This is a genomic window from Paenibacillus sp. WG02 (genome assembly GCF_055396115.1).
Genome location: NZ_AP036016.1, coordinates 6810198 through 6835072, shown reverse-complemented (window position 1 = coordinate 6835072; position 24875 = coordinate 6810198). Strand labels below are relative to the sequence as shown.

At 45.3% G+C, this 24875-nt stretch carries 20 protein-coding genes; 13 read left to right on the top strand and 7 right to left on the bottom strand.

Annotated features, from left to right (window positions below):
• Nucleotides 1-50: 50 nt before the first annotated feature.
• From ACBP55_RS30875 to ACBP55_RS30860, 4 genes are all read left to right on the top strand, one after another.
• The gene (locus ACBP55_RS30875; RefSeq protein WP_464647137.1) at nt 51-1370 is read left to right on the top strand and encodes a DUF1800 domain-containing protein; all 1320 of its coding nucleotides are present in this window, start codon (nt 51-53) and stop codon (nt 1368-1370) included.
• 15 nt (nt 1371-1385) lie between these two features.
• Nucleotides 1386-2615, top strand: a complete 1230-nt coding sequence (locus ACBP55_RS30870; RefSeq protein WP_464647135.1) for a DUF1501 domain-containing protein — start codon at nt 1386-1388, stop codon at nt 2613-2615.
• Between the two features lie 107 nt (nt 2616-2722).
• Nucleotides 2723-3244 (top strand): mismatch-specific DNA-glycosylase, encoded by a 522-nt coding sequence (locus tag ACBP55_RS30865; protein ID WP_464653462.1) that lies wholly within the window; start codon nt 2723-2725, stop codon nt 3242-3244.
• The gene (locus ACBP55_RS30860) at nt 3241-3861 is read left to right on the top strand and encodes an NUDIX hydrolase (protein ID WP_464647134.1); all 621 of its coding nucleotides are present in this window, start codon (nt 3241-3243) and stop codon (nt 3859-3861) included. Before ACBP55_RS30865 ends, ACBP55_RS30860 begins: the two co-directional genes overlap by 4 nt.
• A 15-nt stretch (nt 3862-3876) precedes the next feature.
• On the opposite strand, the gene ACBP55_RS30855 is transcribed toward ACBP55_RS30860, so the two are convergent.
• Both ACBP55_RS30855 and thpR read right to left on the bottom strand, forming a co-directional pair.
• A complete protein-coding gene (locus tag ACBP55_RS30855; protein ID WP_464647133.1) occupies nt 3877-4731 on the bottom strand; it encodes a DUF421 domain-containing protein in 855 nt (284 codons plus the stop codon).
• Nucleotides 4732-4832: 101 nt separating this feature from the next.
• Entirely contained in the window at nt 4833-5582 is a 750-nt protein-coding gene (thpR, locus tag ACBP55_RS30850) for an RNA 2',3'-cyclic phosphodiesterase (protein ID WP_464647131.1), read from the bottom strand.
• Nucleotides 5583-5723: 141 nt separating this feature from the next.
• Here thpR and serC point away from each other — a divergent pair, with 141 nt between their 5' ends.
• From serC to nrdF, 4 genes are all read left to right on the top strand, one after another.
• Entirely contained in the window at nt 5724-6812 is a 1089-nt protein-coding gene (gene serC / locus ACBP55_RS30845) for a 3-phosphoserine/phosphohydroxythreonine transaminase (protein WP_464647129.1), read from the top strand.
• A 591-nt stretch (nt 6813-7403) separates the two neighbouring features.
• Complete coding sequence (gene nrdI, locus ACBP55_RS30840; protein ID WP_464647127.1) at nt 7404-7763, top strand: class Ib ribonucleoside-diphosphate reductase assembly flavoprotein NrdI; 360 nt, start codon at nt 7404-7406, stop codon at nt 7761-7763.
• Complete coding sequence (gene nrdE / locus ACBP55_RS30835; protein ID WP_464647125.1) at nt 7750-9834, top strand: class 1b ribonucleoside-diphosphate reductase subunit alpha; 2085 nt, start codon at nt 7750-7752, stop codon at nt 9832-9834. The genes nrdI and nrdE overlap by 14 nt, the downstream gene beginning before the upstream one ends.
• A 22-nt stretch (nt 9835-9856) precedes the next feature.
• The gene (gene nrdF, locus ACBP55_RS30830) at nt 9857-10843 is read left to right on the top strand and encodes a class 1b ribonucleoside-diphosphate reductase subunit beta (protein WP_464647123.1); all 987 of its coding nucleotides are present in this window, start codon (nt 9857-9859) and stop codon (nt 10841-10843) included.
• 245 nt (nt 10844-11088) lie between these two features.
• Here nrdF and ACBP55_RS30825 read toward each other — a convergent pair whose 3' ends face one another.
• From ACBP55_RS30825 to ACBP55_RS30805, 5 genes are all read right to left on the bottom strand, one after another.
• Complete coding sequence (locus tag ACBP55_RS30825; protein WP_464647121.1) at nt 11089-11310, bottom strand: hypothetical protein; 222 nt, start codon at nt 11308-11310, stop codon at nt 11089-11091.
• Complete coding sequence (locus tag ACBP55_RS30820; protein ID WP_464647119.1) at nt 11307-12497, bottom strand: Ger(x)C family spore germination protein; 1191 nt, start codon at nt 12495-12497, stop codon at nt 11307-11309. The genes ACBP55_RS30825 and ACBP55_RS30820 overlap by 4 nt, the downstream gene beginning before the upstream one ends.
• The gene (locus tag ACBP55_RS30815) at nt 12494-13603 is read right to left on the bottom strand and encodes a GerAB/ArcD/ProY family transporter (RefSeq protein WP_464647117.1); all 1110 of its coding nucleotides are present in this window, start codon (nt 13601-13603) and stop codon (nt 12494-12496) included. Before ACBP55_RS30815 ends, ACBP55_RS30820 begins: the two co-directional genes overlap by 4 nt.
• Before the next feature lie 74 nt (nt 13604-13677).
• Nucleotides 13678-14775, bottom strand: coding sequence for a GerAB/ArcD/ProY family transporter (locus ACBP55_RS30810; protein ID WP_464647115.1), 1098 nt, complete (start codon nt 14773-14775; stop codon nt 13678-13680).
• Nucleotides 14776-14794: 19 nt separating this feature from the next.
• Nucleotides 14795-16396, bottom strand: a complete 1602-nt coding sequence (locus tag ACBP55_RS30805) for a spore germination protein (protein ID WP_464647113.1) — start codon at nt 16394-16396, stop codon at nt 14795-14797.
• Between the two features lie 142 nt (nt 16397-16538).
• On the opposite strand from ACBP55_RS30805, the gene ACBP55_RS30800 reads away from it, so the two are divergent.
• The 5 genes from ACBP55_RS30800 (at nt 16539) to ACBP55_RS30780 (ending at nt 24871) form a co-directional block, all read left to right on the top strand.
• Nucleotides 16539-18857 carry a helix-turn-helix domain-containing protein gene (locus tag ACBP55_RS30800; RefSeq protein WP_464647111.1) on the top strand — a complete coding sequence of 773 codons (2319 nt, stop codon included), beginning with the start codon at nt 16539-16541 and terminating at the stop codon, nt 18855-18857.
• A gap of 196 nt (nt 18858-19053) precedes the next feature.
• Complete coding sequence (locus tag ACBP55_RS30795; protein WP_464647109.1) at nt 19054-20700, top strand: type 2 periplasmic-binding domain-containing protein; 1647 nt, start codon at nt 19054-19056, stop codon at nt 20698-20700.
• Nucleotides 20701-20808: 108 nt separating this feature from the next.
• The gene (locus ACBP55_RS30790) at nt 20809-21765 is read left to right on the top strand and encodes an ABC transporter permease (RefSeq protein WP_464647107.1); all 957 of its coding nucleotides are present in this window, start codon (nt 20809-20811) and stop codon (nt 21763-21765) included.
• Between the two features lie 15 nt (nt 21766-21780).
• The gene (locus ACBP55_RS30785; protein WP_464647105.1) at nt 21781-22659 is read left to right on the top strand and encodes a carbohydrate ABC transporter permease; all 879 of its coding nucleotides are present in this window, start codon (nt 21781-21783) and stop codon (nt 22657-22659) included.
• A gap of 13 nt (nt 22660-22672) precedes the next feature.
• Nucleotides 22673-24871, top strand: a complete 2199-nt coding sequence (locus ACBP55_RS30780; protein ID WP_464647103.1) for a glycosyl hydrolase family 95 catalytic domain-containing protein — start codon at nt 22673-22675, stop codon at nt 24869-24871.
• Nucleotides 24872-24875: the final 4 nt, after the last annotated feature.

Genomic DNA, 24875 nt, shown 5'->3' with positions numbered 1-24875 from the left:
TTGACATATTTATGTGGTACAGTTTGGAAAATAGGGCGAGGGGGGAGATCATGGGAGCACCATGGACTAACAAGGAAGTCGTTCATTTATTACATCGAGCGGGATTTGGTTCCACTGGGGAAGAAGTTACTGCTTGTGTTGCACTAGGTCGTGAGGAAACGGTGCGACGTCTTATTGCAGGAGAAGCGTTGATCGATCAGGCACCATCGCTAACTCCATTTGACCAACTAACTGCTGATGGCAAGAAGTCACTAGATCCGCTGCAATTAGCTGATCAACAAATGTACTGGTTATATCGAATGGTATATTCCAATGCTCCGCTCATTGAAAAGATGACATTGTTCTGGCATGGACATTTTGCAACGGCGAATTATAAGGTTAATGATGTCACGTTAATGGTTCAACAAAATACCCTTTTTCGCCAACATGCACTAGGAAATTTCAAAGAACTCGTACTCGCCATAGGTAAAGATCCTGCCATGATGGTCTGGCTAGATGTGAATCGGAATAAAAAAGGGAAACCGAATGAAAATTATGCCCGCGAAGCCATGGAGCTATTCACGCTAGGTATCGGTCACTATACAGAGACTGATGTGAAGGAAGCGGCGCGCGCTTTCACGGGATGGACTTATGACAAGAAGGAAAATAAAGTAGCTTATAATCCTAAACAACACGACAATGATACGAAAACGCTGCTTGAAGAAACGGGAAAGCTGAATTCGGAAGATGTAATTGAAATTATTTTTCATCAAAAAACGCTGCCGATCTTTCTTGCTACGAAGCTGCTCAAATATTTTGCAACGGACAGCCCCTCAGATAGTTGGATTCAAAAAGTTGCCGAACAAATATCAAAAAAGGTTACTGTGGGGGAAGTACTGCAAGAGTTATTCCTATCGGACGAATTTTACGATGAGAAATTGCGGTTATCTCTCATCAAAACACCTGCTGACTATGTGGCAGGTATTCTCAAATGCTGTAAGCTAACTGTGTCGAAGGGGCATGAACAAGCGATGAGGAGGATGGGACAGGAGCTATATTCTCCGCCGGATGTTGCAGGTTGGAGAGGAGGCACCTCTTGGCTGAATACAAACGCCTTATTAGCCAGGTACCAGTTTGCCGAGTCCATTGCCAAGCAGCTGAACGGGAAAGTGCTCTCATCGGCAGACTATACACCTGAACAACAGGAGCGTCCGGAAGAGTGGGTGAAAATGTGGAGTCAGCGTATGGGAATCACGGATTTATCGGATAAAACATTGCAGGGTTTACGTGCATACGCAGACGATACCATTATACATACAAAGCAAAAAAATGTGGGATTGAGAGGCTTGCTTCAATTAGTGCTGATTAGCCCGGAAGCTCAAATGAAATAGCAAGGGGTGAGAAAAATGAAATTATCGCGAAGGGATTTTCTGCTGAAAGGTACAGCCATGTTTGCGACTTTAGGCCTAGGCGGGGCTTTATTTACAGCAACGGGAAAATCGATTTTTGCTGGCGGTGTTGACGATAATGTTGATGAACCCATGCTTGTTGTTGTTCAGTTAAGCGGCGGGAATGATGGCATTAATACGCTAATCCCTTATGGACAAGGAATTTATTATGATGCGCGCCCGACGCTGGCTTACCAGCAGAAGGATGTGCTTGCGTTGGATAATCAAGTAGGTTTGCATCCGAGTTTAGTTGGCCTCTCTGCACTTTATAAGCTTGGGAAAATGGCTGTCGTACAGGGAGTTGGATATCCGGAACCCGATCACTCTCATTTCCGCTCTATGGAAATTTGGCAGACAGCTGAGCCAGCGAAGATGAGTCGAAGCGGTTGGCTTGCACGCTATGCGGAGTCTTCTTTAAGAGATAGCAGCAATCCGCTCAAAGCTATACAGATTGGCGCAGGTGGCAAGGCATTTGCTTCAGAGAAGATGAGCTTTCCTGTTATCCAATCTTTAGAAACCTATCATCTGATTGATCCGAAAACTGCGATGATGGACAAAAATCGGATCACCAAAGCATTCTTGGAGATGTATGGTGTGCAGAATCAGACGGAACAGCTGCGCGTCGTATCAGGGCGTGGATATGAAGCCTTCAAAAGTGTTGAAGCGATTCAAGCTTTAACGGCTGCTTATGCGAATAAAGTGGAGTATCCGAAAACTAATTTTGCAAGGGATCTCCAATTAGTATCTAAGCTGCTGGCCGGTAAATCAGGCACAAGAATATTTAATGTGCAAATCGGCGGTTTTGACGATCATGCCGATGAGAAGGTACAGCATGCCAAAGTGCTGACTCAAGTTGACGAGGGTCTGACAGCGTTCTATAAAGACTTGGAGTCACAAGGACTGCAGGACCGTGTTGTGGTGATGATGTTTTCGGAGTTTGGTCGCAGGGTGAAGGAGAACGGAAGCGGCGGAACCGACCATGGAACGGCAGCTCCGATGTTTATTATTGGAGGCAAAGTGAATGGCGGTCTCTATGGAGCGTACCCGAGCCTGAGCAATTTGGACAATGGGGATTTGAAGTATGAGGTTGATTTCCGCTCCGTTTACAGCACGGTTATTGATAAATGGTTAAAAGGCGATACCACTGCTGTACTAGGCAAGTCCTATGAGTCTTTAAAGTTTATCTAAATGAAAGCCGGGGTCCTGTGCCTCGGCTTTTGGTTTTTAGTCGTTCATGGTAACCTGTTAAAAAGGAAAAAATTCTTCGTGCTAGTGGAGGTGCTTTAACGGTGAGCATAGAGCCTATTTCGGATCATCTGCAGGAGGATTTAAGGATACTTTTCGTGGGCTATAACCCTAGTTTACGATCCGGAGAAACGGGTCACCATTATGCGAGTCCGAACAATCGTTTTTATCGGATCCTTTTCCAAGCGGGATTAACACCTCGGCTGTATAAACCTCAAGAGGATGGGGATCTGTTGAAGCTCGGTTACGGGTTTACGAATATCGTGGCTCGACCTTCTTTAACGGCTGCAGAAATTACGTCAGAGGAATACCGGGAAGGTCGACTTATTTTGAAAGAAAAGATCAAAGCCTATCGTCCAAGTGTTGTCTGTTTTGTAGGGAAAGGTGTATATGAACAGTATAGCGGCCGTAGGGGAATGAGTTGGGGGACTCAACAGGATCCGATGGTTGAAGGTGTGATCGACTATGTATGTCCCTCTTCTAGCGGGCTTGTTCGGATGAAGCTTGAGGAGATGGTTGCTATTTATAGCGGCATTAAGAAATATATCGGAACGGAGTTGGGGAACGGATGAATATCCCATGGTTGGGGTGGGCCAAAGAGATTCAGGCCATTAGTCAAGCGGGGCTTACTTACGGTGAGAATGGGTATGACTTGGAGCGATACGAGGCGCTGCGCAAGATCAGCGTGGAGATGATGAGTTATTTCTCGGAGACACCGATCGATAAGGTGACAGCTTTATTCGCTAGCGACACAGGGTATCAGACGCCGAAAGTGGATATTCGGGCAGTCGTATTGAGAGAGAACAAGCTGCTGCTGGTGAAGGAAAGAGCCGACGGTGCTTGGGCTTTGCCTGGGGGCTGGGCGGACATCGGCCTCACACCGACGGAGGTCGCCGTCAAGGAGACCCGCGAGGAGGCCGGCTATGATGTCAAGCCGGTGCGATTGCTGGCGGTCTTCGATAAGAAGCGCCACGCGCACCCGCCCTCGGCCAACCACGTGTACAAGATGTTCATCTTGTGCGAGTTGGTGGGCGGGGAAGCACTTGAAGCTGGTCTGGAAACGACCGGCGCTCAGTTCTTCGGCGAGGGCGAACTGCCGCCGCTCTCGGTGGAGCGAAATACCGCTGAGCAGCTGCAGCGGATGTTCGAACTTGCCCGCGACCATACAGCGCAGACGCTGCTCGATTAGCCAAACGTGGAAGCTTTAACGCTTAAGTACGGGTTTCAATTGTGCGATGATTTCCTCCATTTGCTTCGAGCATTGTTCGTACATCTCTTTGGCAGCTTTATTATTCGTAGTAAGCCCAAACAGCATCAGATCGCTTTCGCACTTTTTTAAAGTTGCAAATAGGCTTGCTTTCTCCTGTGGCACAGGTACCATGATCTTGTCGTCAAATAAATCCACATACAATTGGCTGTAAGTATCGACTTGACCTAGAAATACATTTTCAATCGTCACACCCAATTTATCAAGTTCTGTTTTAAGCCATCCTCTGTTTAAACCGATGGTGGCCAATGCTTCATCCATGATTTCACCGTCCATGATAACCGCTTGGGGCTCCTGTTCAGGTGCAACTTGGATGCCCAAATGTTTGGCAGTCAACGGTTGGTTTTTTCGAGCCAATAGGACATTAATATCCCCATCTGGTTCCATGATCGCAAATTCAACATCAGCCACTTTAAATACCGATCTCTTTCTTAATTGCTCCATAAGTTCATCGGTGGTGAGTCGTTCTTTCTTTAAATTATCTTCCAAAACTTTACCGTCTCTAATGAGCACGGTTCCTTTCCCATCAATAAAATCCCGCATTTTTTTGCTTTTTAGCTGTAAAAATTCAATTCCTAAAGAGCACGCGACCCAAGCGGCTAAGGACACTAACCCTAAATACCAATCTTTCTCCAATGATATGTAAGCCGCGAGATTACCAATTGTAATACCAGTTATGTATTCGAACAAGGAAAGTTGAGAAACTTGTCTTTTTCCCAACAACTTTGTCATAAAGAAAAGCACGACAACTGACAATAATGTGCGTAAAAAAATTTCAATCCATTCGGGCACACCGGATCCTCCTCTTTTATAACATCTAATTCAATCGGTTAAATTATTTGTAGAATTCTTGAAAGTTATACAAAAACAAGATATTAATTCCAGTGTGGGACTCATGCCTCAAACGGGAACACGCCTATTGGCTCGTACGCCGGCTGGCGGCCCAAGTGGCTGCGGTAGAGGACAATGTCCTCTACCCGCCACGCGGGCCAGCCGCCGGCAGGCGCCCCAGCCGCTGCTAGGGCGGAGCGCTTGAATGGCCCCGCCGCTGTGCGGTAGCGGCGGGCTAGGGTGAGATGCGGCCGATAGGCGCGAGCCTCGGCCGGGAAGCCGTGGCGGGCGCAGACGCCCGCGACCTCGTGCTGCAGCGCAGCCAGCGCGTTGAGGTCGCCGGCGAGGCCCGCCCAGAGGATCGACGGCGCCGCCGGAGGTCCGAACACGCCGAGGCCCTCGGCGTGCAGGGTCAGCGGCAGCGCAGCTGCTGCAAGCTGGCGCAGGTCGGCCGCCAGCGCTTCGGCGGTCTCGGCGGATGCGTCGCCGAGGAAGCTTAACGTAACGTGGACATCCTGCGGATGGGTCCACTTTTGGAAAGGCAGCACCTCTTGGAGGCTGCTTTTCCATATATCAAGCACCCGCTGGACGTCTTGCGGGAGCTGAATGCCTACGAACAGCCGATACTCTGAGGCGTTCGTCGAATTTGAATTGTTCGTCGAACTTAAGACGTTCGTCGAATTTGAATTGTTCGTCAAACTTGAGGCGTTCGTGAAACTTAAATTGTCTGAATTTGCAGAGTTCAAGCTGTTTTCGTTTGCTAATTTTACAGCGTATGTAGAACTTTCTCCTATCATATCGAGCAATGTCATAAGTAAATTAAGCTCCTTTTGTATCCAAATCTGTTCTCTTCTTCGTACTTCTCCTAGCATTTCCAAGTGAGGTTTTACTTGATGCATGAAGAGAATATTGCTATCATAGCGATAATACAAAAAAGCAAAGGTGTGGTCATCATGGGAAATAGGGCTTATAACTTTAACGCAGGGCCTGCGGCATTACCGCTCGAAGTACTGCAGAAAGCACAAGAGGAGCTTGTCGAATTTAAAGGCATCGGCATGTCCATCATGGAAATTTCGCACCGCAGCGCGGAGTTCGAACAAGTACATAATGAAACACAGCAATTATTGAAACAAATTTTCAGCATCCCTGACGGGTACCAAGTGCAGTTTCTGCAAGGTGGTGCGAGTACACAATTCGCCATGATTCCGCTTAATTTTCTAAAGCCAGGTAAAGTAGGTAGCTATGTGCTAACAGGTGCATGGGCGGAGAAAGCTATTCAGGAAGCAAGCTTGTTCGGAGAAATTGCCATCGCAGCAAGCTCGAAAGAACAGAAATTTATGAAAATTCCGGACTTAAGTGAAATCAACATTCATCCGGATTCCGCTTATCTGCATCTGACTTCGAACGAAACGATTGAAGGCGCTCAGTTCCAGAGCTTCCCGGATACAGGGGCTGTACCTTTAATTGGGGACATGTCCAGCGATATCTTGAGCCGTCCTGTTGATGTTTCGAAATTCGGCATGATCTATGCAGGAGCACAAAAGAATCTAGGTCCTTCTGGAGTAACTGTGGTTATCGTTAAGGAAGATTTATTACAAGATTTGCCTAAAACGATTCCAACCATGCTTCGCTACGAAATCCATAGCAAAAACAATTCCCTTTACAATACACCACCCGTTTATTCCATCTACATGATGAATCTAGTATTAAAATGGATTCAGGAACAAGGCGGACTAGCGGTTATTGAAAAAAATAACCTTGAGAAATCAGGCCTAATTTATAGCGCAATTGACCAAAGCGGTGGTTTCTATCGTGGACCTGTTGATGCAGGCAGTCGTTCAGCCATGAACATCACGTTCCGTTTGCAGGATGAAGAGTTGGAGAAGAAGTTCATCAAGGAAACCGAGCAGAACGGATTTGTTGGGTTGAAGGGTCATCGCAGTGTAGGCGGTTTGAGAGCATCTACGTATAATGCTGTTCCCTATGCCTCATGCAAAGCGCTCGCTGAGTTCATGAGTGATTTCCAAAAACGCAACGGTTAAGAAATAAGATTAAGCTATTCACGGCACCCTCGTGTGCGTGTGAATAGCTTTTTTTATTTCTGGATAGATATGTAGAATCTTCGCTATTAACGACCTTAGACGGACTCTGAGAGGGCTTAATGAGCCTGTAATTGGGATGTGTTGGATCTATATCTAGTGAGCTCAAAGCCCTATACTAGCTTTCGACAAATTTGAAAATTTCAAGTCAAAATTGAAAAAATATTTTCAAAGCCTTCCGAGCCACGTCCTGTATAGGTTTACGTATTTTACTAGTCAAAATAAGCCTTTTTACTCGTTGACAAACACAATATATTGATATAAATTTGAATCTATCAACTAGATATCGTAAAAAAAGCGATACACACAACTGCTAGAATTTGTGAAAAAATAGAGTCAAAACCCGTGATAAACCGCATGATTGAAGCCTTTTTCCTAGGATGCCTACTCCTAAAATTCGCATATTTTGTCGAAAGGACAACGGCGTATTCGATCTCGAATTGCACGGAATGATTCATTTGTTTACTACATATAGGGTTACTTACATACGCGGTACTAGATAGAGAATAAGAGAGTGTTAGGAGACGGAAACCTATGCTGATTGCTTACGATTCGAAGACGGGAAATGTTCGCCGATTTATTGCTAAGCTCAAAATGCCAGCGATTCAAATTGAGGAAGCGATGAAGATGGATGAGCCTTTCGTGCTCGTTACTTATACAACCGGTTTTGGTCAAGTTCCACCGAAGGTAGCTTCTTTCTTAGAAAGCAATGCCTCTCGTCTTCTCGGAGTAGCAGCAAGTGGTAACCGCAACTGGGGAGACGGATTTGCCAAAAGCGCAGATACGATCTCACAGCAGTACGATGTGCCCGTGTTAACGAAGTTTGAGTTATCCGGCACCAAAAATGACGTAGAACGATTTGTTCAGGGGGTACAAGCAATTGCGGCACATTGAGCTGAATAATTTATTGATGCAACGCGGAGCGGATGGCTTTTTTCAACTAGAGAAGGATAAAGAAGCCGTTGAAGTTTTTATGAAGGAAGTCCACAGTAAAAGCCTCACTTTCCCCGATACTTCTTCTAAAGTTCGTTATATGATCGATCATAACTATTACGAGAACGTATATGAGCGCTATACGCAAGACGAAGTTAACAGTGTTTATCAAGTGGCCCACGATAATCAATTCGAGTTCGCCTCCTACATGGCAGCTTCGAAATTCTATACAGACTACGCTTTACGCAGTGATGACAAATCCTTATACCTGGAACATTTCCCAGATCGCGTTGCTATCGTTGCTTTGTACTTGGGACGTGGAAACGTAGAAACGGCGCGTGTTCTTGCTGTATCGATGATGGAACAACGTCTGCAACCGGCGACACCGACGTTCCTTAACGCAGGCAAGAGCCGTCGAGGCGAAATGGTATCCTGCTTCCTGCTTGAGATGGACGACTCGCTTAATTCAATTAACTACGTGCTTGCTACCTGCATGCAGCTTTCTAAAATTGGCGGCGGCGTAGCCGTTAACTTGTCCAAGCTTCGTGGACGCGGTGAAACGATTAAAGGTGTGGAAAACGCCGCAAAAGGAATTATGCCGGTTCTTAAGCTCATGGAGGATGCTTTCTCCTACGCAGATCAAATGGGTCAGCGCAAGGGTTCAGGAGCTGCTTACTACAACATTTTCGGCTGGGACGTAATGGAGTTCCTAGATAGTAAGAAGATTAATGCGGATGAGAAATCTCGTCTGAAAACATTATCTATCGGCCTTATTGTACCAAACAAGTTCTACAAGTTGGCTGAAGAGAACAAGCCGTTGCATGTTTTTGCTCCTTACACGGTCCTGCAAGCTTATGACAAGCATTTGGACGATATTGATCTCGATGAGATGTACGATGAACTCTTGGCCAATCCGAAAGTGAAGAAGAAGGTTGTCATGAGTGCGCGTGACATGCTCGTCAAAATTGCGACAACTCAACTGGAATCCGGTTACCCATATATGATGAACCGTACGAATGCGAACAAGGATCATGCCTTGAAAGGTATCGGTACGATTAAAATGTCTAATCTCTGTACAGAGATTTTCCAACTGCAAGAAACTTCAGAAATCAACGATTACGGTCAAGATGACCTTATTCTTAGAGATATCAGCTGTAACCTCGCTTCCATGAATATTGCGAACGTAATGGATCGTAAGAAGCTGCGCGAAACCGTTCACGAGGGCATGATTGCCTTGACTTCTGTTAGTGATATGACGACGATCAGCAATGCGCCGGGGGTTGCCAAAGCGAACCGTGAGCTGCACTCCGTTGGTCTCGGTGTTATGAATCTTCATGGCTACTTGTCTAAGAACAAAATTAGCTATGAGAGTGATGAAGCCAAAGATTTCGTCCGAACGTTCTTCATGGCTATGAACTATTATTCGATTGAGAAAAGTATGGAAATAGCCAAAGCGTCGGGGCAAACCTTTGAAGGCTTTGAGTTATCCGAATATGCGAATGGCGCCTACTTCAACCGTTATACAGAGACAGATTATCGTCCGCTGACTGACAAGGTAAAAGCCTTGTTTGACGGAATGCCCATTCCATCACCAAGCGATTGGGCCAAGTTAAAAGAAGATGTAAGAACAAATGGTCTCTATCATGCTTACCGATTGGCGGTTGCTCCAACCCAAAGTATTTCTTATATTCAAAATGCTACTTCGAGTGTTATGCCGATCGTTGAGCCCATCGAGACTCGAACTTACGCGAACTCAACAACGTACTATCCGATGCCTTTCATGGCACGCGATAATTTCTTTTACTATAAATCTGCTTATCAAATGGATCAGTTCAAGATTCTTGATCTTATTGCTGAAATTCAAACGCATGTGGATCAAGGGATTTCGACCATTTTACACGTAAATAGTGATGTTTCAACGAGACAACTTGCTAAACTATACCTCTATGCTGCACACAAAGGACTTAAATCGCTCTACTACACGCGAACAAATCAGCTATCCGTTGAGGAATGCGTCAGCTGCTCGGTGTAATTTGGAAGGGGATTGATTATAAATGAGTACGGCTACTACCCTAAATAATGCCAAGAAAGCTGTGAACTGGAATCGTCCCGATGATGATTTTACGATCACTTTCTGGAATCAAAATATTATGCAGTTCTGGACAGATGAGGAAATCCCATTATCTGATGACAAAATGTCATGGATCACGTTAAGCGGTGCTGAGCGTGAGCTTTACATGAAAGTACTCGGCGGCCTTACGCTGCTCGATACGATGCAAGGCGGCGTTGGCATGCCGAAGATTCTTGAGCATGTCGATGGGCTCCAGCGCAAAGCTGTGCTCAGCTTCATGGGGATGATGGAACAAATACATGCGAAGTCCTACAGCAGTATTTTCACCACATTGTCAACAACGGAAGAAATTAATGAGCTGTTCCTTTGGGTGGAACGTAACCCTTATCTACAGTTCAAAGCGAACAAGATTTCTCACTTCTATGAGAACATTGGAACGACGAAAGAGCTGTATCTAGCTATGGCAGCATCTGTCTTGCTGGAAAGCTACTTGTTCTATAGCGGCTTCTATTATCCGCTGTACTTGGCTGGGCAAGGTAAAATGACGAGCAGTGGCGAAATCATCGATTTGATTTTACGCGATGAGAGTATTCATGGTTTGTATATCGGTGTATTGGCACAAGAGGTTTATGCGGAGTTAAGCCCTGCTGAGCAAGATGAGGCGTATGCGACATTGTGTGCCCTACTGAAGGAGCTTCATGCCAATGAAGAAAGCTATACAGAGAGCCTCTATGGAACTTTGGGCTTGGCAGAAGAAGTGAAAGCTTTCTTACGCTACAACGCGAATAAAGCGTTCATGAATCTTGGTGTAGACCCCCTTTTCGAAGAAGAGGAGATTAATCCGATTGTTCTTAACGGTCTAAGCACGAAGACGAAGCAGCATGACTTTTTCTCGAAAAAGGGGAACGGATATGTCCGCACGATTCACGTTGAAGCGCTGACGGATGATGATTTCCTTTTTGGGGATTGAACATAAAGAAGGACCTGACGGTTTTCGTCAGGTCCTTTGTTTGTTGTTCAGCGGGGATGGTTTTGGGGTAAGTAAGGCTGCCCTCACCTTCGGTTCATTCATCCATCTAGATCCCGCCACTTTCCCTTGATGCTAAGCGATAATCAGCAGGATAGGGGGTTTTGAACAGAAAGTTGACCTTAGCGAACTCGGCATACTCTTGAGAAATGATTTCGTTGGCATAGTTATTGGACTGCAAGAGGCACTCATTGTTCAAGAAGTCCCTTGAACGGTTTAAAGATGAACTGAAGGAGCGTGGTTGGACCCGGCGTTTGGGGCAGATCCAACATGGACAAAAACCAAACGAGAAGAATCAGCGACACAAAGACGGCCTTATCCCGTTTCGGCTTTTGTTTAAGTTTAGGCCATTCAAACCAACAGATCAGTAGTACGGCGATCGTGACGCCACAGAAAAAACTCCATCTCATTTTTCAATTACCTCTTCTTTAGGCATCCCCCCTGGCGAGTTAATAAGTCCGGGTCTGAGGATCTGTGTTTTAATGTCAAGATTCACTTCAACCTTGGGAAACAACTCCTCCCAATTGTCTTTATTTTTCTCCCATTGTTTAGGGTACTTCCTGTGAAATTCGGTAGCGAACCCCAATATGTCTACCTTTAACCGCTCCTGAATCTCTTGAAGCGCTAGCTGGATGCGTCCTCTGACGTCATTCGCGAATGCCTTATTCATATTGCTTAACAAGTCTGGATTCATAGGATTCAATAGGGTACTATTTTGAACGATATCTCCTTCTGTCTGCACTTTTAGGGTCATCTTCCATTTTTCCCCTTCGATTTTCGGAATCAGCTTTACGTTTGCTTTAACTGGTTTTAAGGAAACGAGCCCTTCCGCCTCATTAGCCTCATAGGTAACTGTGTACTCTTTAATTTCATTTTTAATCCACATCACCCCCCGCGTTACTTTTTCTGAAATTTCCCCAACCATCTTGTCTTTTTTGAATACAGCGGTCCCGAAGATGTAAGGAATGGTTTGGAATGGTTCTGCCGATTTATTTTTCGGGAGAATATAGAGAAGCGGGAGAGCGGCCGTCTGAGAATCTCCTTTTAACATGATGCTCATTTGTTCAATGGTGACACGGATTCCAATCTGCAATTCGCTTAACTTCCGTAGTACTTCCGCTGAAGAACGTTCGATTGGAGGAAATAATTCGAGTGCATCCGCCGCTTTGCCTTTACTGATAAACATAAAAGCTCTTTCTCTCGGTTGGGGATGACGAACCAAAAAATCAAATTGTTCCCGAATACCTGTCTTTGCAAGCGATTCGCTGAATATAAATATTTTGCATTGTCCCCAAAACAGTTTCCGTGGAATTTTCCGTTGAAGCTTGGACAGCGCGTCAGCCGTATCGAATCCGTGTTCCTCTGTTCGAACGGTTGTCTTTTTTGCCGTACCGCTACCACCACCACCCATCATCCCCACGCCGCCCTGGCTCTGAGGGATGACGATTTGTACGGTCACTTTAATCTGGTTATTCTCCGATTTGTCGAAGGCTAACGCGGTTATAAGCGCCAAATCATTGAGTTCTGTACGATCCCAGCAACCACCAAGTAAGCTAATAAGAAGGATCAGGATTAATGACTTTATGCATACTTTCATGGAGACGGCTCTCCTCCACCAATCATTTTTCTTTTACGTAAAACGGCAGCAATGAACAAACACAAAGGGATGAGCGTCATGAGTAACGGTTTATAGAAAGGAGGTAAAGTCTTTGCCATAAATCCTAATATCGAATAATTAGGTACGGCCCATATACTGAAAACAACAATAAGAATTCCGAGAGGAAAGACAGCAGGACGATAATCCGATAATTGAAAGCATTGTCCAAATGAAAGGACAGCCGCATAGTAAAGTATGCTAATTCTAACAAAGTTCCCAAGTACCCACATCGCCAAGAGTAAGGCCTCCAAATTTTCAAAGAAATAGCCGGCGCTAATATAGCGGAAGAGCGTCAAGACGGGATTAATTTTGTTGCTGGTGTCTGGCCCAAGCAAAAATAAGGTGATTAGCCCAATATAAGTTATACTCAACATGATAGTACAGAGCGAAATTAGTCCCCACTTCCTCCCTTTTTCCGAATCCGCCAAGTAGGGCAGGAAGAATGCCATCATAAACATATCGCTTACCGCGGCATACACTTGGAATGTTCCTTTGACAATAGGCGTAATTCCATGGCTAAAGATGGGGAACATGTTCTTAACATCCAGTTCGGGGATTAGAAGCAAAAGAAAAAATAAAGGCAAAATAAAGAGAGGAGTGAGAATGACAGCACACCTTGCCAACAGCTCCACTCCGCCGCGTACGGCAAAAGCGGAAAGCAGGATAATGGAGGAAATAATTATCAAAATTGGCGTTTTAAACAGAAAACTGCCCGTAACGAATTCGGCATACTGTCGACTAGCCACTCCACCGACATGCACAAAATACAGAACGTAAACCATTCCCAAGATTTTCCCGGGTATTTTTCCAATAATATGTTCGATGTATTGGATAAAGGTCATCTTCGGAAATAGCTCGTGCAACCTGGTAGCCAAATAAATGGGAATCAAGCCCATCAAAGCTGCCAAAATGTACGACATCCAAAGATCGTTTTTGGTATATTGGGCCGTAATGGTTGGCAGGGAAAGAAAGGCAGTAGCTGACACATTCGGATACATCATGATCCCCAATTGAAAGGCAGAAATTTTTCCTTTCTCCAACATCATCGTTCACCACACTTTGGTTAGTTTTCAATCTATGTGCTAATTGTTCTTCTAATGATCGATATCAGAATGGCTGATTATCCTTCTCCAATCGATTTTCCTTTACGTAATAAGGCCACAATCAGTAAAAGCAGGGGGATAAGCAGCAGAACCGACAGTAAATAGAATGTATCAAAGTACGTTATAAAAAATGCCAACCTAGTGAAGCTCGGTAAATCCCACATGCTTAACGCTACAATGAAAATTCCAAGAGGAAAGACAAAAGGACGATATTCCGACAGATTCAGCCATTGCCCGAATGAGAGTACGGCCGCATAGTAAAATACCCCGATTTTAATGAAGTTTCCGACGACCCACATGGTCAAGAGTAAAGCCTCCATATTTTCAAAAATATTGCCGACGCTGATATAACGGAAAGCGGCAAAGACGGGATAGGTTTTGTTGCCTGCGTCCGGTCCCAGCAAAAATAAGATAAGCAGGTTGACATAAATCATACTCAATGTAATGGCGCTGAGTGAAATGAAACCCCATTTCCTTCCTTTTTCTGGATCTGCCAAGTAGGGCAGGAAAAAGGTCATGATAAATAATTCACTTATCCAGCCCTGCGGCGCGGCGGATCCCTTGATCACGGGGATTATCCCATGACTCAGGATGGGGAAGATGTTTTTAACGTCCATATCGGGGATTAGAACCAAAAGAATGAAAATAGGAAGTATGAAGATAGGTGTAAAAATAACTGCGCTTCTTGCCAATATTTCCACCCCGCCGCGTACGGCAAATGCAGTAAGTAGGATTATGAAGGAAATGACCAACAAGATTGGGGATTTGAAAAGAAAGTTGTCCTTAACAAATTCGGCATACTGACGAGAAATAATTCCGGTTGAATGTAGAGTAAAAACGAAGAAAACAAAACCAACGAGTTTTCCAGGGATTTTTCCGAGTATGCGTTCACTGTATTGGATAACGGTCATCTTCGGATAGAGCTCGTGCAACCGGGTCGCGATATAAACCGAAATAAAGCCCAAAATAGAGGCGAAAATACTCGTTAGCCAAAGATCATTTTTGGCATATTGGGCTGTGATGGTCGGCAACGCAAGAAAGCCTGTGGCCAGTACAGTCGGATACATCATAAGTCCCAATTGAAAGGCTGAAATTTTCCCTTTATCCAACAACAACGTTCACCCCCACTCTGGATTATGCCTCATCACTTCGCTCAGGTCCCGGTTTTTGACCAGGCGACTGGCGGTACTCGTTGTAATCTCCCGTAAAGTGCGGACGTTTATCCATCATCCACCATGGAGCTCTGATCAAAACGTCTTTCAGTTCGTCTATTTTCGGAGCTCCGATAGAGGCCAAGTAAGGAACACCGAACGAGCGCAAGCTGCACAAATGAAGAACAATGGCTATGATCCCCATCATAACGCCAAGCAGGCCCAACGTCCCTGCGAGAAAGATCAACGGAAAGCGCAGCAACCGAATAGCAATTCCGGCAACGTAGCGTGGAATCATAAAGGAAGAGATGCCGGTGATGGCAACGATGATGACCATCGGCGCAGAGACAAGTCCAGCCTGAACCGCTGCTTGTCCGATGACGAGCGCCCCGACAATGCTAACGGCAGCGCCTACCTGTTTGGGCAATCGAACTCCTGCTTCACGAAGCGCTTCAAAGGTAACTTCCATGATTAGCGCTTCGATCAATGCCGGGAAGGGGACTGATTCCCGAGAAGATGCCATACTGATTAACAATGAACCTGGCACCATCTCTTGATGGAAACTAATAATCGCCACATAAAGTGAAGGAAGTAACAGAGAGATCAAAGTAAAGATATAACGCAGCCACCGTATGACGGTACTTACCCAAAAACGTTGATAATAATCTTCCGCTGCCTGCAATAAGGAAAAAAAGGTGGTGGGAGCTATTAAAACGAATGGGGTTCCCTCCACAAGAATGGCTACACGCCCTTCCAAAAGACTGCTGCAAGTTACATCGGGGCGTTCCGTACTTAGCAACTGCGGAAAAGGAGAGTAGGGACTGTCCTCAATCAATTCTTCGATATTTCCGCTTTCCAGAATTCCGTCAATGCGAATGCGATTCAGCCGATTCTTGACTTCTTCTACCAGCGTCTCATCGACAAGCCCTTCGATATAGGAGATGACGACATTCGTTTGGGTATAATCGCCGATTTTCATGGATTCCATTTTGAGGCTGGGACTTTTGATAATACGGCGTATTTGGGAAGTGCTGATTCGCAAGGTTTCCGTAAAGCCTTCGCGCGGGCCGCGAATTCCTGCTTCAGCCGCTGGCTCTTCGATGGCTCGCTTCTCCCATTGAGTTAATCCTAAAGCAAGGCCGCATGCTTCATGATCACGCAGCAGGATCGGATTGCCGTTCGATAAATATTCAATGCATTTTGAAAATGTAGGACATTCATTCGCATGAGAAACAGATATTTTTCGCTCGATTAATTGTCGTATTTCGATTGTTTCTTCTGTGTCCTCTTTCATAAGAGGGGCAATGACATATTCTTCGAGCCCTGTAGAATTAGTTAAACCTTCGATGTACATTAAGAGGGCTTTCGTTTTTCCGCTAATCAAAAAAGAACGGTAGATGACATCCGAACAATTGGCATAGATGGAGCGAAGAATTTGTTCATTTTGCTGCAAATTAGGATAAAGAAACTGCTGGTGCTCATTATCGGCAGGATGCTGCTGAACAAGCTGCTGAGTGTGTTTGCTTTTCAGTAATTTAAAAAAGTACTTATTCAAGAGTTCTCCCTCATTTGGAATTAATTGCATGGATTGAAGTTCAACAGTAGGTTGAGCTTAACATTCCATTTTTATACAGTAGACAACGTTTCGAATTTTACCTTCAAACCTTCCATATTTTCTGTATAATGGTGGTGAAAGCAGTTACAACATGGCGATGAGGGGTAATCTAATGAGTCTTGCTCGAATCCGGTTCAACAAACGAAGTGTAATCGTCACATGGCTTATATCTTATATCTCTGTACTTCTTATCCCGATTATTATAAGTGGGATTCTATACGCAGCGGCCTGGCATGTCGTGGAATCGGAAGTCAACCGTGCGAACAATTCAGCCTTGGAGCAGATGGAGCAAGCGATCGATAACAGCCTTCGCGGTATTGAACGGTTAAGCTTGGAGATTGCTTTGAGTAAACAAGTAACCGGTTTCATGAATACGGTGAAGCCATTGACGGATAGCGATTATTACGATTTGGTTAGCATTTCCAATGATTTAAGGGTGTATCAGACAGCGAATGATTTTATTGAGCAAATTTACATCTACTACCGGAATAGCGACACGGTGATATCCACTCGTGATCACACGGACAGCCATGTACTATACGAAAAGATACGTGAAAAAGACGGAATGAGCTACGAGGAGTGGTCGAAGTTTTTTGAGAAGCCTTATATCCAGGAGTATGCCCCAATTACATTTAGGGAAGACGGTCATGCAGTCAAAGCTGTGATGTACGCCAAATCCGTCATACTCGCTAACCCGGATCATCCAGGCGCAGTCATTTTATTTGTCATTAAGGATTCCAAACTGCTGGATAATATCCCATCCACGTCGGATAAAACCTCGATAGCGGTCTTAGATAAGGAAAATCGTCTAGTTGCTTCAACAGGCTTTGAATTTAGAACGGACTTTCTCGATTACGGCAAGCTTTCTGGTAAAAATGGAATGTTTATTAGCGCGGATTCCGGCAAACGGGCGGCCGTTTCTTATATCACTTCTGGCAGCACGGGGTGGAAGTACATATCGACGATTCCTGCCGAATTATTTGACGATAAGATGAAATACATGAAGAAGTTGATTTACGCCAGTGTGATCTTGAGCCTTATCATGGGCGGTCTTGTTACTTATCTCTTTTTGAGAAAAAATTACAACCCCATCAACCTGCTTATTCGGAGCTTTTCTCTGAAATCAGGGATATCCTTTCATGAAGGTTCGAACGAGTACGGATTTTTGCAGGATGCATTGAACAATACGTTCGCAGAAAAAGAACAGATTGACCGCCGGCTGCATCAGCATCGTGATGCTATCCGTTCGCATTTTCTTCAGGGGCTGCTGAAAGGTCGTTTGGAACAAAATGTCCCGATACACGAATCGCTTGCAGCCCACGATATTCAGCTGGCATCGCCTTATTTTGCTGTTCTGTTATTCCATATCGAGCATTACGGCAAGTTTGAGATCGACGAATATGCCGCGCCCGAGAAGGTGAGGATGCTGCATTTCATTATTATGAACGTCGCTGAAGAAGTGATTGGTCATCACAATCGAGCTTTCATTACGGAAGTAGATAATATGCAAGCGTGCATCGTCAATTTCGGGACAGATCCGGATTCGCAAGAGTTGAAGCGGATTGCCGAGCAGGTGAAATCATTCCTGCTGGACCATTTCCATGTCCATTTGACCGTGGCAATTAGCAGCATCCATCAGGAGCTGTATGGGATCCCTCCGGCTTACCAGCAAACCTTAGCGGCTTTGGAATACAGGCTCGTTATGGGAAGCGGGGAAATTATTGGGTACGATGATTTACCGAGCTCTGAAACGGTTAGACAATCCAGAAGTTATTACTATCCATTGTCTGTAGAGCATCAGCTGATCAATTTTGTGAAATCGGGCGATTTTGAGAAATCGAGCGCAATTATAGACGAAATCATCGAGATTAATGTATCGGATGCGTCCCTGTCCGTACCGCTCGCCAAATGTCTCATGTTCGATTTGACCAGTACCTTGCTGAAAACGATGGATGAAATCGGTACGAGCAGCAATAATCGGACGTTTATTGTGAAAACGGATCAAATCGATCGTTTGATGAGCAGTTCAACCATTAAAGAGATGAAGGTACAGATTCGAGAAGTGCTGAGTCAGGTATGCCAATTCATTCAAGAGGATCGTCAACAGGAGCACAACCAACTTAGTCAGCAGGTCATCGATTATGTCAAAAGCAATTACGCCGAGGAAAATCTGAACATCTCGATGGTGGGCGATAAGTTCGGATTAACGCCTTCTTATTTATCCAAACAGTTCAAAGCACAGACGGGTGAAGCGCTGCTTGATTTTATCAGCAGAACCCGATTAGAAGAAGCAAAGCGGCTGCTTTCTCTTCAAGTCTTATCTGTCACGGACATTGCGAAAAAAGTCGGATACTCCGACATGAATACGTTCAATCGGATTTTCAAGAAATTTGAGGGCATTACACCTGGCAAATATAAAGATATTCAATGACATAAAAGGAGCCGTACAAGCATGCTTGCGCGGCTTTTCCGTTTTTACATAGCGATTGCGTAAATTGAAGGTTGATTATTAGCGATTTTAATGATGCAGTTTCGGTTTTAACGATATCCGATCCATCGTTTTCGTTACATAATGAAACCACGGCGCACCGAAGTGCCTAGAACCAATTCATCTGAGGGGGATTTACATGGGGAAATATGTGAACAAGAAGTCTTTAAGTATGGCATTAAGCGTTGTTGTCGCATCTAGTATGTTCGTGGGTTGTTCCAAACAAGAGGCGGGTGTGAGCACATCTTCGCCTAAAGCATCTGCTGCTCCAACAGCGGCTGGAGCTAAGTATCCAATTAGTACGCAAGAAACGTTAACGTCTTGGGAACAGATCGACACCAACTTGGCATCTTTCGTTCCTAATCTGGCCGAATCACCTTTTGGCATGCAGCTTGAGAAAGAAACCGGTGTGAAAGTGAAGTACACACATCCGGCAGACGGGCAATCGAAGGAGCAATTCAATCTGCTTATTGCATCTAATAAATTGCCGGATGTGATTGAATATAACTGGAGCGGTGGCGGTGGTGGGAACGGGAACGCCGCTTATCCGGGCGGACCTGAGAAAGCTATTGCAGATAAGGTCATTCTTCCACTTAATGATTTGATCGACAAGAATGCGCCGAACTTAAAGAAATTGCTTCAGCAAGACAAGGAATTAGACAAAATGATCAAAACGGACAGCGGCAAATATTACGCCTTCCCGATGATTCGTCCCGACAATGGGTTAGTGTTCCGAGGACCGATGATTCGCAAGGACTGGTTGGACGAATTGAACCTGCAGGTTCCGACGACGATCGACGAATGGTATACGGTATTAAAAGCATTTAAAGAAAAGAAAGGTGCATCCGCACCATTTACGGCTCAGTATAGTAATGAGCTGAACATTCAGGACGCATTTATTGGCGCCTTCAAAACGGCCAATCGATTCTATATCGATGATCAAGGAAAGGTGAAATACGGTCCAATCGATCCGCAGTTTAAAGATGCTTTGACTCTGCTGCGTAAATGGTATGCGGAAGGACTGCTTGATAAAGACTTTGCACTTAACACGGATTCCAAAGCGCTGGACAACAAATTAATGAGTGACAGTGCGGGAGCAACGGTAGGTCTTTTAAGCGGCGGGATGGGCAGATGGATGGATACCGGGAAGAAGAAAAACCCGAAATTCCAGCTGGTTGCAGCTCCATATCCGACTTTGAAACAAGGGGAACGCGCTTTTATCGGTCAGCGCGATTTCAAATACAACCCAGTTGCGAGTAAAGCTGTAACGGGTGATTCGAAGAATGCTGAGCTTGCGGTTAAATGGTTGGATTATGCTTATGGTGAAAAAGGCAGCCTGCTGTTCAACTTCGGTATTGAAGGCGACAGCTACAAGATGGAAAACAATGTCCCTAAATTTAGCGAGAAAATAACTAAAAATGAGAAGTTTAACCTTCAACAAATGGTATCTCAATATACGAAACCGAATGGTCCTTTCCTAGGTGACGCACGAAAAAGCTTCAATACGTTCAAGGAGCAGGACGAAGCGATTAAAATTTGGGGTGAAACGGATGCAGCCAAGCATGTTATGCCGCTTTTCATTACACCAACAATAGACGAAAGCAAGGAAGTTGCCAAATTGAATACAGCGATTTCGAGCTATAAAGAAGAAATGTTCGTGAAATTCATCATGGGCAAGGAACCCATCGAGAAGTTCGATGAGTATGTAAAACGCATTAACGAAATGGGTATCGATAAGGTGACGAAAATTTATCAGGATGCGCTTGACCGCTATAACAAAAGATAACACCTTTTGGGCATCTTGCAGGTGAATACGGAATATTACGCCTCTATAGTAAGCGGCTTGTATTCAACCTGCAAGGAATTTGCCTAAGGAGAGAGAGGGAGCAGAGAAATGAACACAATCAGTCCTGAAACGGTCATTCCCTTCACAGCGAAAAAGAGATCCCGACTAGGGATATTGATCGATATCCGTAAAAATAAATTGCTTTATGTGATGCTCCTTCCCGTGCTGCTTTATTATGTAATCTTCCATTATGGACCGATGTATGGGGCTATTATCGCCTTTAAGGATTTCTCTCCACGCCTGGGCATTTGGGGGAGCGAATGGGTAGGCTTTGAGCATTTTCAAGCATTCTTTACCGGGCCTTATTTCTGGAGGACAATAAAAAACACAATGCTTATCAGCTTCTATCAGCTATTGTTCGGATTCCCGGCACCGATCGTGCTAGCGCTTCTTCTCAATGAAGTGAGACATGCCTTATTTAAACGCACGGTGCAGACCGTTACGTATATGCCTCATTTCATTTCACTAGTTGTCATCTGCGGCATCATCAAAGATTTCACCGTTAGCGATGGCGTAATGAATGACATCATTGTCTTTTTCGGCGGGGAACGAACGACATTTTTACTTGAACCGAGCTTTTTCCGTTCCGTCTATGTATCGTCGGGTGTGTGGCAGCATATCGGGTGGGGAACGATCATCTTTTTGGCGGCTTTGACTGGCATTGATCAGGAACAATACGAAGCGGCTAAAATAGACGGCGCAGGCAGGTGGAAGCAGATGACGAATGTGACGCTTCCTGGCTTAATGCCGACGATTATCATTTTGCTCATTTTGGAGATCGGAAGAATGATGAACGTCGGGTTCGAAAAGATCATTTTGCTTTATAATCCAGGCACTTATGAAACGGCAGATGTGATATCTTCTTACGTGTATCGGGTCGGTTTACAGGATTTCAATTATAGCTTCAGCTCGGCGGTTGGCTTGTTTAATTCGGTGATCAATTTTATTCTGCTCATTTGTTCCAACTGGTTAAGCCGTAAATTTAATGATACTAGCTTATGGTAGAAAGGAGGCATAGTCATGCTGAATCGGGCAACATTTTCAGAAAAAAGCTTTGATTCTATCAATGTGATTTTCTTGACATTCTTGATGATTATTACGATATATCCCATCGTTTATGTGGCATTTGCCTCGATTAGTGACGCTGGAGCTCTGATGGGGCACAAAGGCATTTTATGGCGGCCGCTCGGATTTTCACTGGATGCTTACACGAATGTGTTTCGCAACCCCATGATCCTGAAAGGATACGGGAATACGTTTTTTGTTGTGTTGGTGGGACTGTTTATCAATATCGTGCTTACAGCTTTCGGGGCCTATGCCTTATCGAGGAAAAGCTTGGCCTACCGTAAACCTCTGCTGCTGTTTATCGTGTTTACGATGTTTTTCAGCGGTGGACTGATTCCTCTCTATTTGACGATTAAAGGAGTTGGACTCGTCGATTCGCTATGGGCGCTCATTATTCCTCAAGCAATTAATACCTTTAATCTGATTCTGATGAAAACTGCGTTCGAAGCGATTCCTGATGCCTTGGAGGAGTCGGCCAAAATAGATGGCGCGAATGACTTTGTCATTTTATTCAAGATCATTTTGCCGCTTTCCATGCCGGTTATTGCCGTTATGCTATTGTATTATGGCGTTAGTCATTGGAATTCTTGGTTCAATGCGATGATTTTCTTGCAGGACCGGTCGCTCTATCCACTGCAGCTTGTGCTGCGCGAAGTTTTGCTCCAAGGGGAAGCAAGCTCAAACTTAGGGGCCTCGGACGGCGCCTCGGCCATGCTCTCGGTGACATTAAAGTACGCGACTATTATTGTGGCAACCGTACCGATTCTGCTTGTTTATCCGTTTCTCCAAAAATATTTCGTCAAAGGCGCTCTAATCGGAGCGATTAAGGGATAAGGAGCTGCTTGCAATGAATGACATAGAATGGGAACATTTTATGGCCGACAACGATATGGAATGGGTTGTGAAGCCAGTCAGTTGGGAGGAAGGGGCCTTCATTGGCAATGGTTCGATCGGCGCGATGGTATATGGGGAGGAAAATGCGAAGAAACGGCATGTGCTCCGTTTTGTCACGGGACGCACAGATGTAACAGCAAACCGGACGGATAAACCCGGATTCCCTCCACGTGTGCCGATTGGCGAACTTGACCTAGAGATGGAAGGCATGATCTATCATCCGACGAGCATGCGAGTGGACTTATGGAACGCGGAGCTGCGTGCTCATTTGACGACGACTCGGGGTGAGGTAAAGCTTCGCTCTATTGTCCATAGCGAGGAACCGGTTATGGCTATCGAGATGGAGACATCAGAAGGGGAGTGCGGCACGCAGTTCGCGTGGTATGCCTACCCGGAAGTGGATCACGTGCTGAAAAATGCGGATGGCTTTAATTTAAATCAATATATACCTGCAACGGATATGGAAAAAATGGTTAAAGATGGCGTAAATCTTTGCATTCAGCGATATTCAGGCGAGGATGGGTGTGTGACAGCCTGGAAGGAAGTCCATGTGTCGCCAAATCGCCGGGTTTGCTACATGTCCGTTATTAATGGGCATAACGAAGCCGCAGTTGATAAAGCGGTAAATGCGGTTGTGCAAGCCTCCAAAGTTGATTTCGATGCATGGGTGGACGTTCACCGTCGGTGGTGGTACAACTATTATCAGCAAAGCTTTGTCTCGATTCCGGATGGGCGGCTCCAAAGCTTCTATTGGATACAAATTTATAAATTGGCCTCAGCCACGCGAGCGGATCAGCCATTGATTGATAATCAAGGCCCGTGGCTAACTTCAACGCCATGGCCTGGCGTTTGGTTCAATATGAATGTACAAATGAGCTATTCTCCGGTGTATACCGCCAATCGATTGGACATAGGGATGTCGCTGGTTCGCGCATTAGACGAAAACAGGGAAAATCTAATAACGAATGTTCCGGAGTCCTGCAGGCATGATTCTGCAGGACTTGGTCGCAGCTGCAGCTATGATTTGCGGGCCAAAGTAGATGATGAAGTAGGGAATTTGAACTGGATTTGCCATAATGTGTGGCGGCAGTATCGGTACAGCATGGATGATGAGATGCTCAAAACCATCTTATTTCCGCTTTTACGCAGAAGTGTGAATTATTATCTTCACATTCTTGAAGAAGGCGATGATGGCTGTCTGCATCTTCCGCCTACCATTTCACCTGAATATGGCTCCTTTATGAAAACTAAGGTACATGACTGTCATTATGACCTTGCTTTGCTGCGCTGGGGCTGCCAGACGCTTTTGGAGATATGCCAAAGGTTGGCGGTGGAAGATCCGCTTATCGGGAAATGGGAGGAAGTACTGGAAAGGCTGGCACCGTTACCAGTAGATGAGACTGGATTTATGATAGGACAAGACACACCTCTTGCATACGGTCATCGACATTTCAGTCATCTGCTTGCGATTTTTCCACTCCACCTGATTGGAGCCGACAATGAAGAGGATCGGAAGCTGATCGCAACCTCGCTGCGTCATTGGATCGGAAAGGAAGGCGACTTACGCGGCTTCAGCCTTACTGGGGCGGCTTCCATAGCTGCTATTCTTGGCTCAGGAGATGAGGCGCTGCGTTATTTGCAATCGTTGATGTTGATCTTGAAACCCAATACAATGTATAAAGAAGCAGGGCCCGTCATTGAGACGCCCCTCGCTGGTGCAGAAGCGATACACGACATGCTGCTTCAAAGCTGGGGCGGCAAGATACGTGTATTCCCAGCTGTGCCGGGCGAGTGGCAGGAGGCATCTTTCGAAAATTTGCGGACTGAAGGAGCATTCTTAATCAGCGCGGTGCGTCGTAATGGTGAAACCCAAATGATTCGAGTGAAAAGCTTGGCTGGGGAGCCGTGTATCATTAAGACAGGCATGACCGGTGTATTTCACTGGAAGATATCAGGAACTAGAGCTGCCGAGCATACCGTCTATGTAAAAGCAGGTGAAGATGAAATCGTTTTGGATTTGAACGAGGGGGATGAAGCGCTTCTCTCCCGAGGTGCCGAGATGCCTGATTGGCGAATCTTTTCCGTGGAATCACCCCGGAAGGTTGTCCGTTTTTTCGGCGGACATAAGCCTTGGCGTCTTTACGGATTTTAACAGG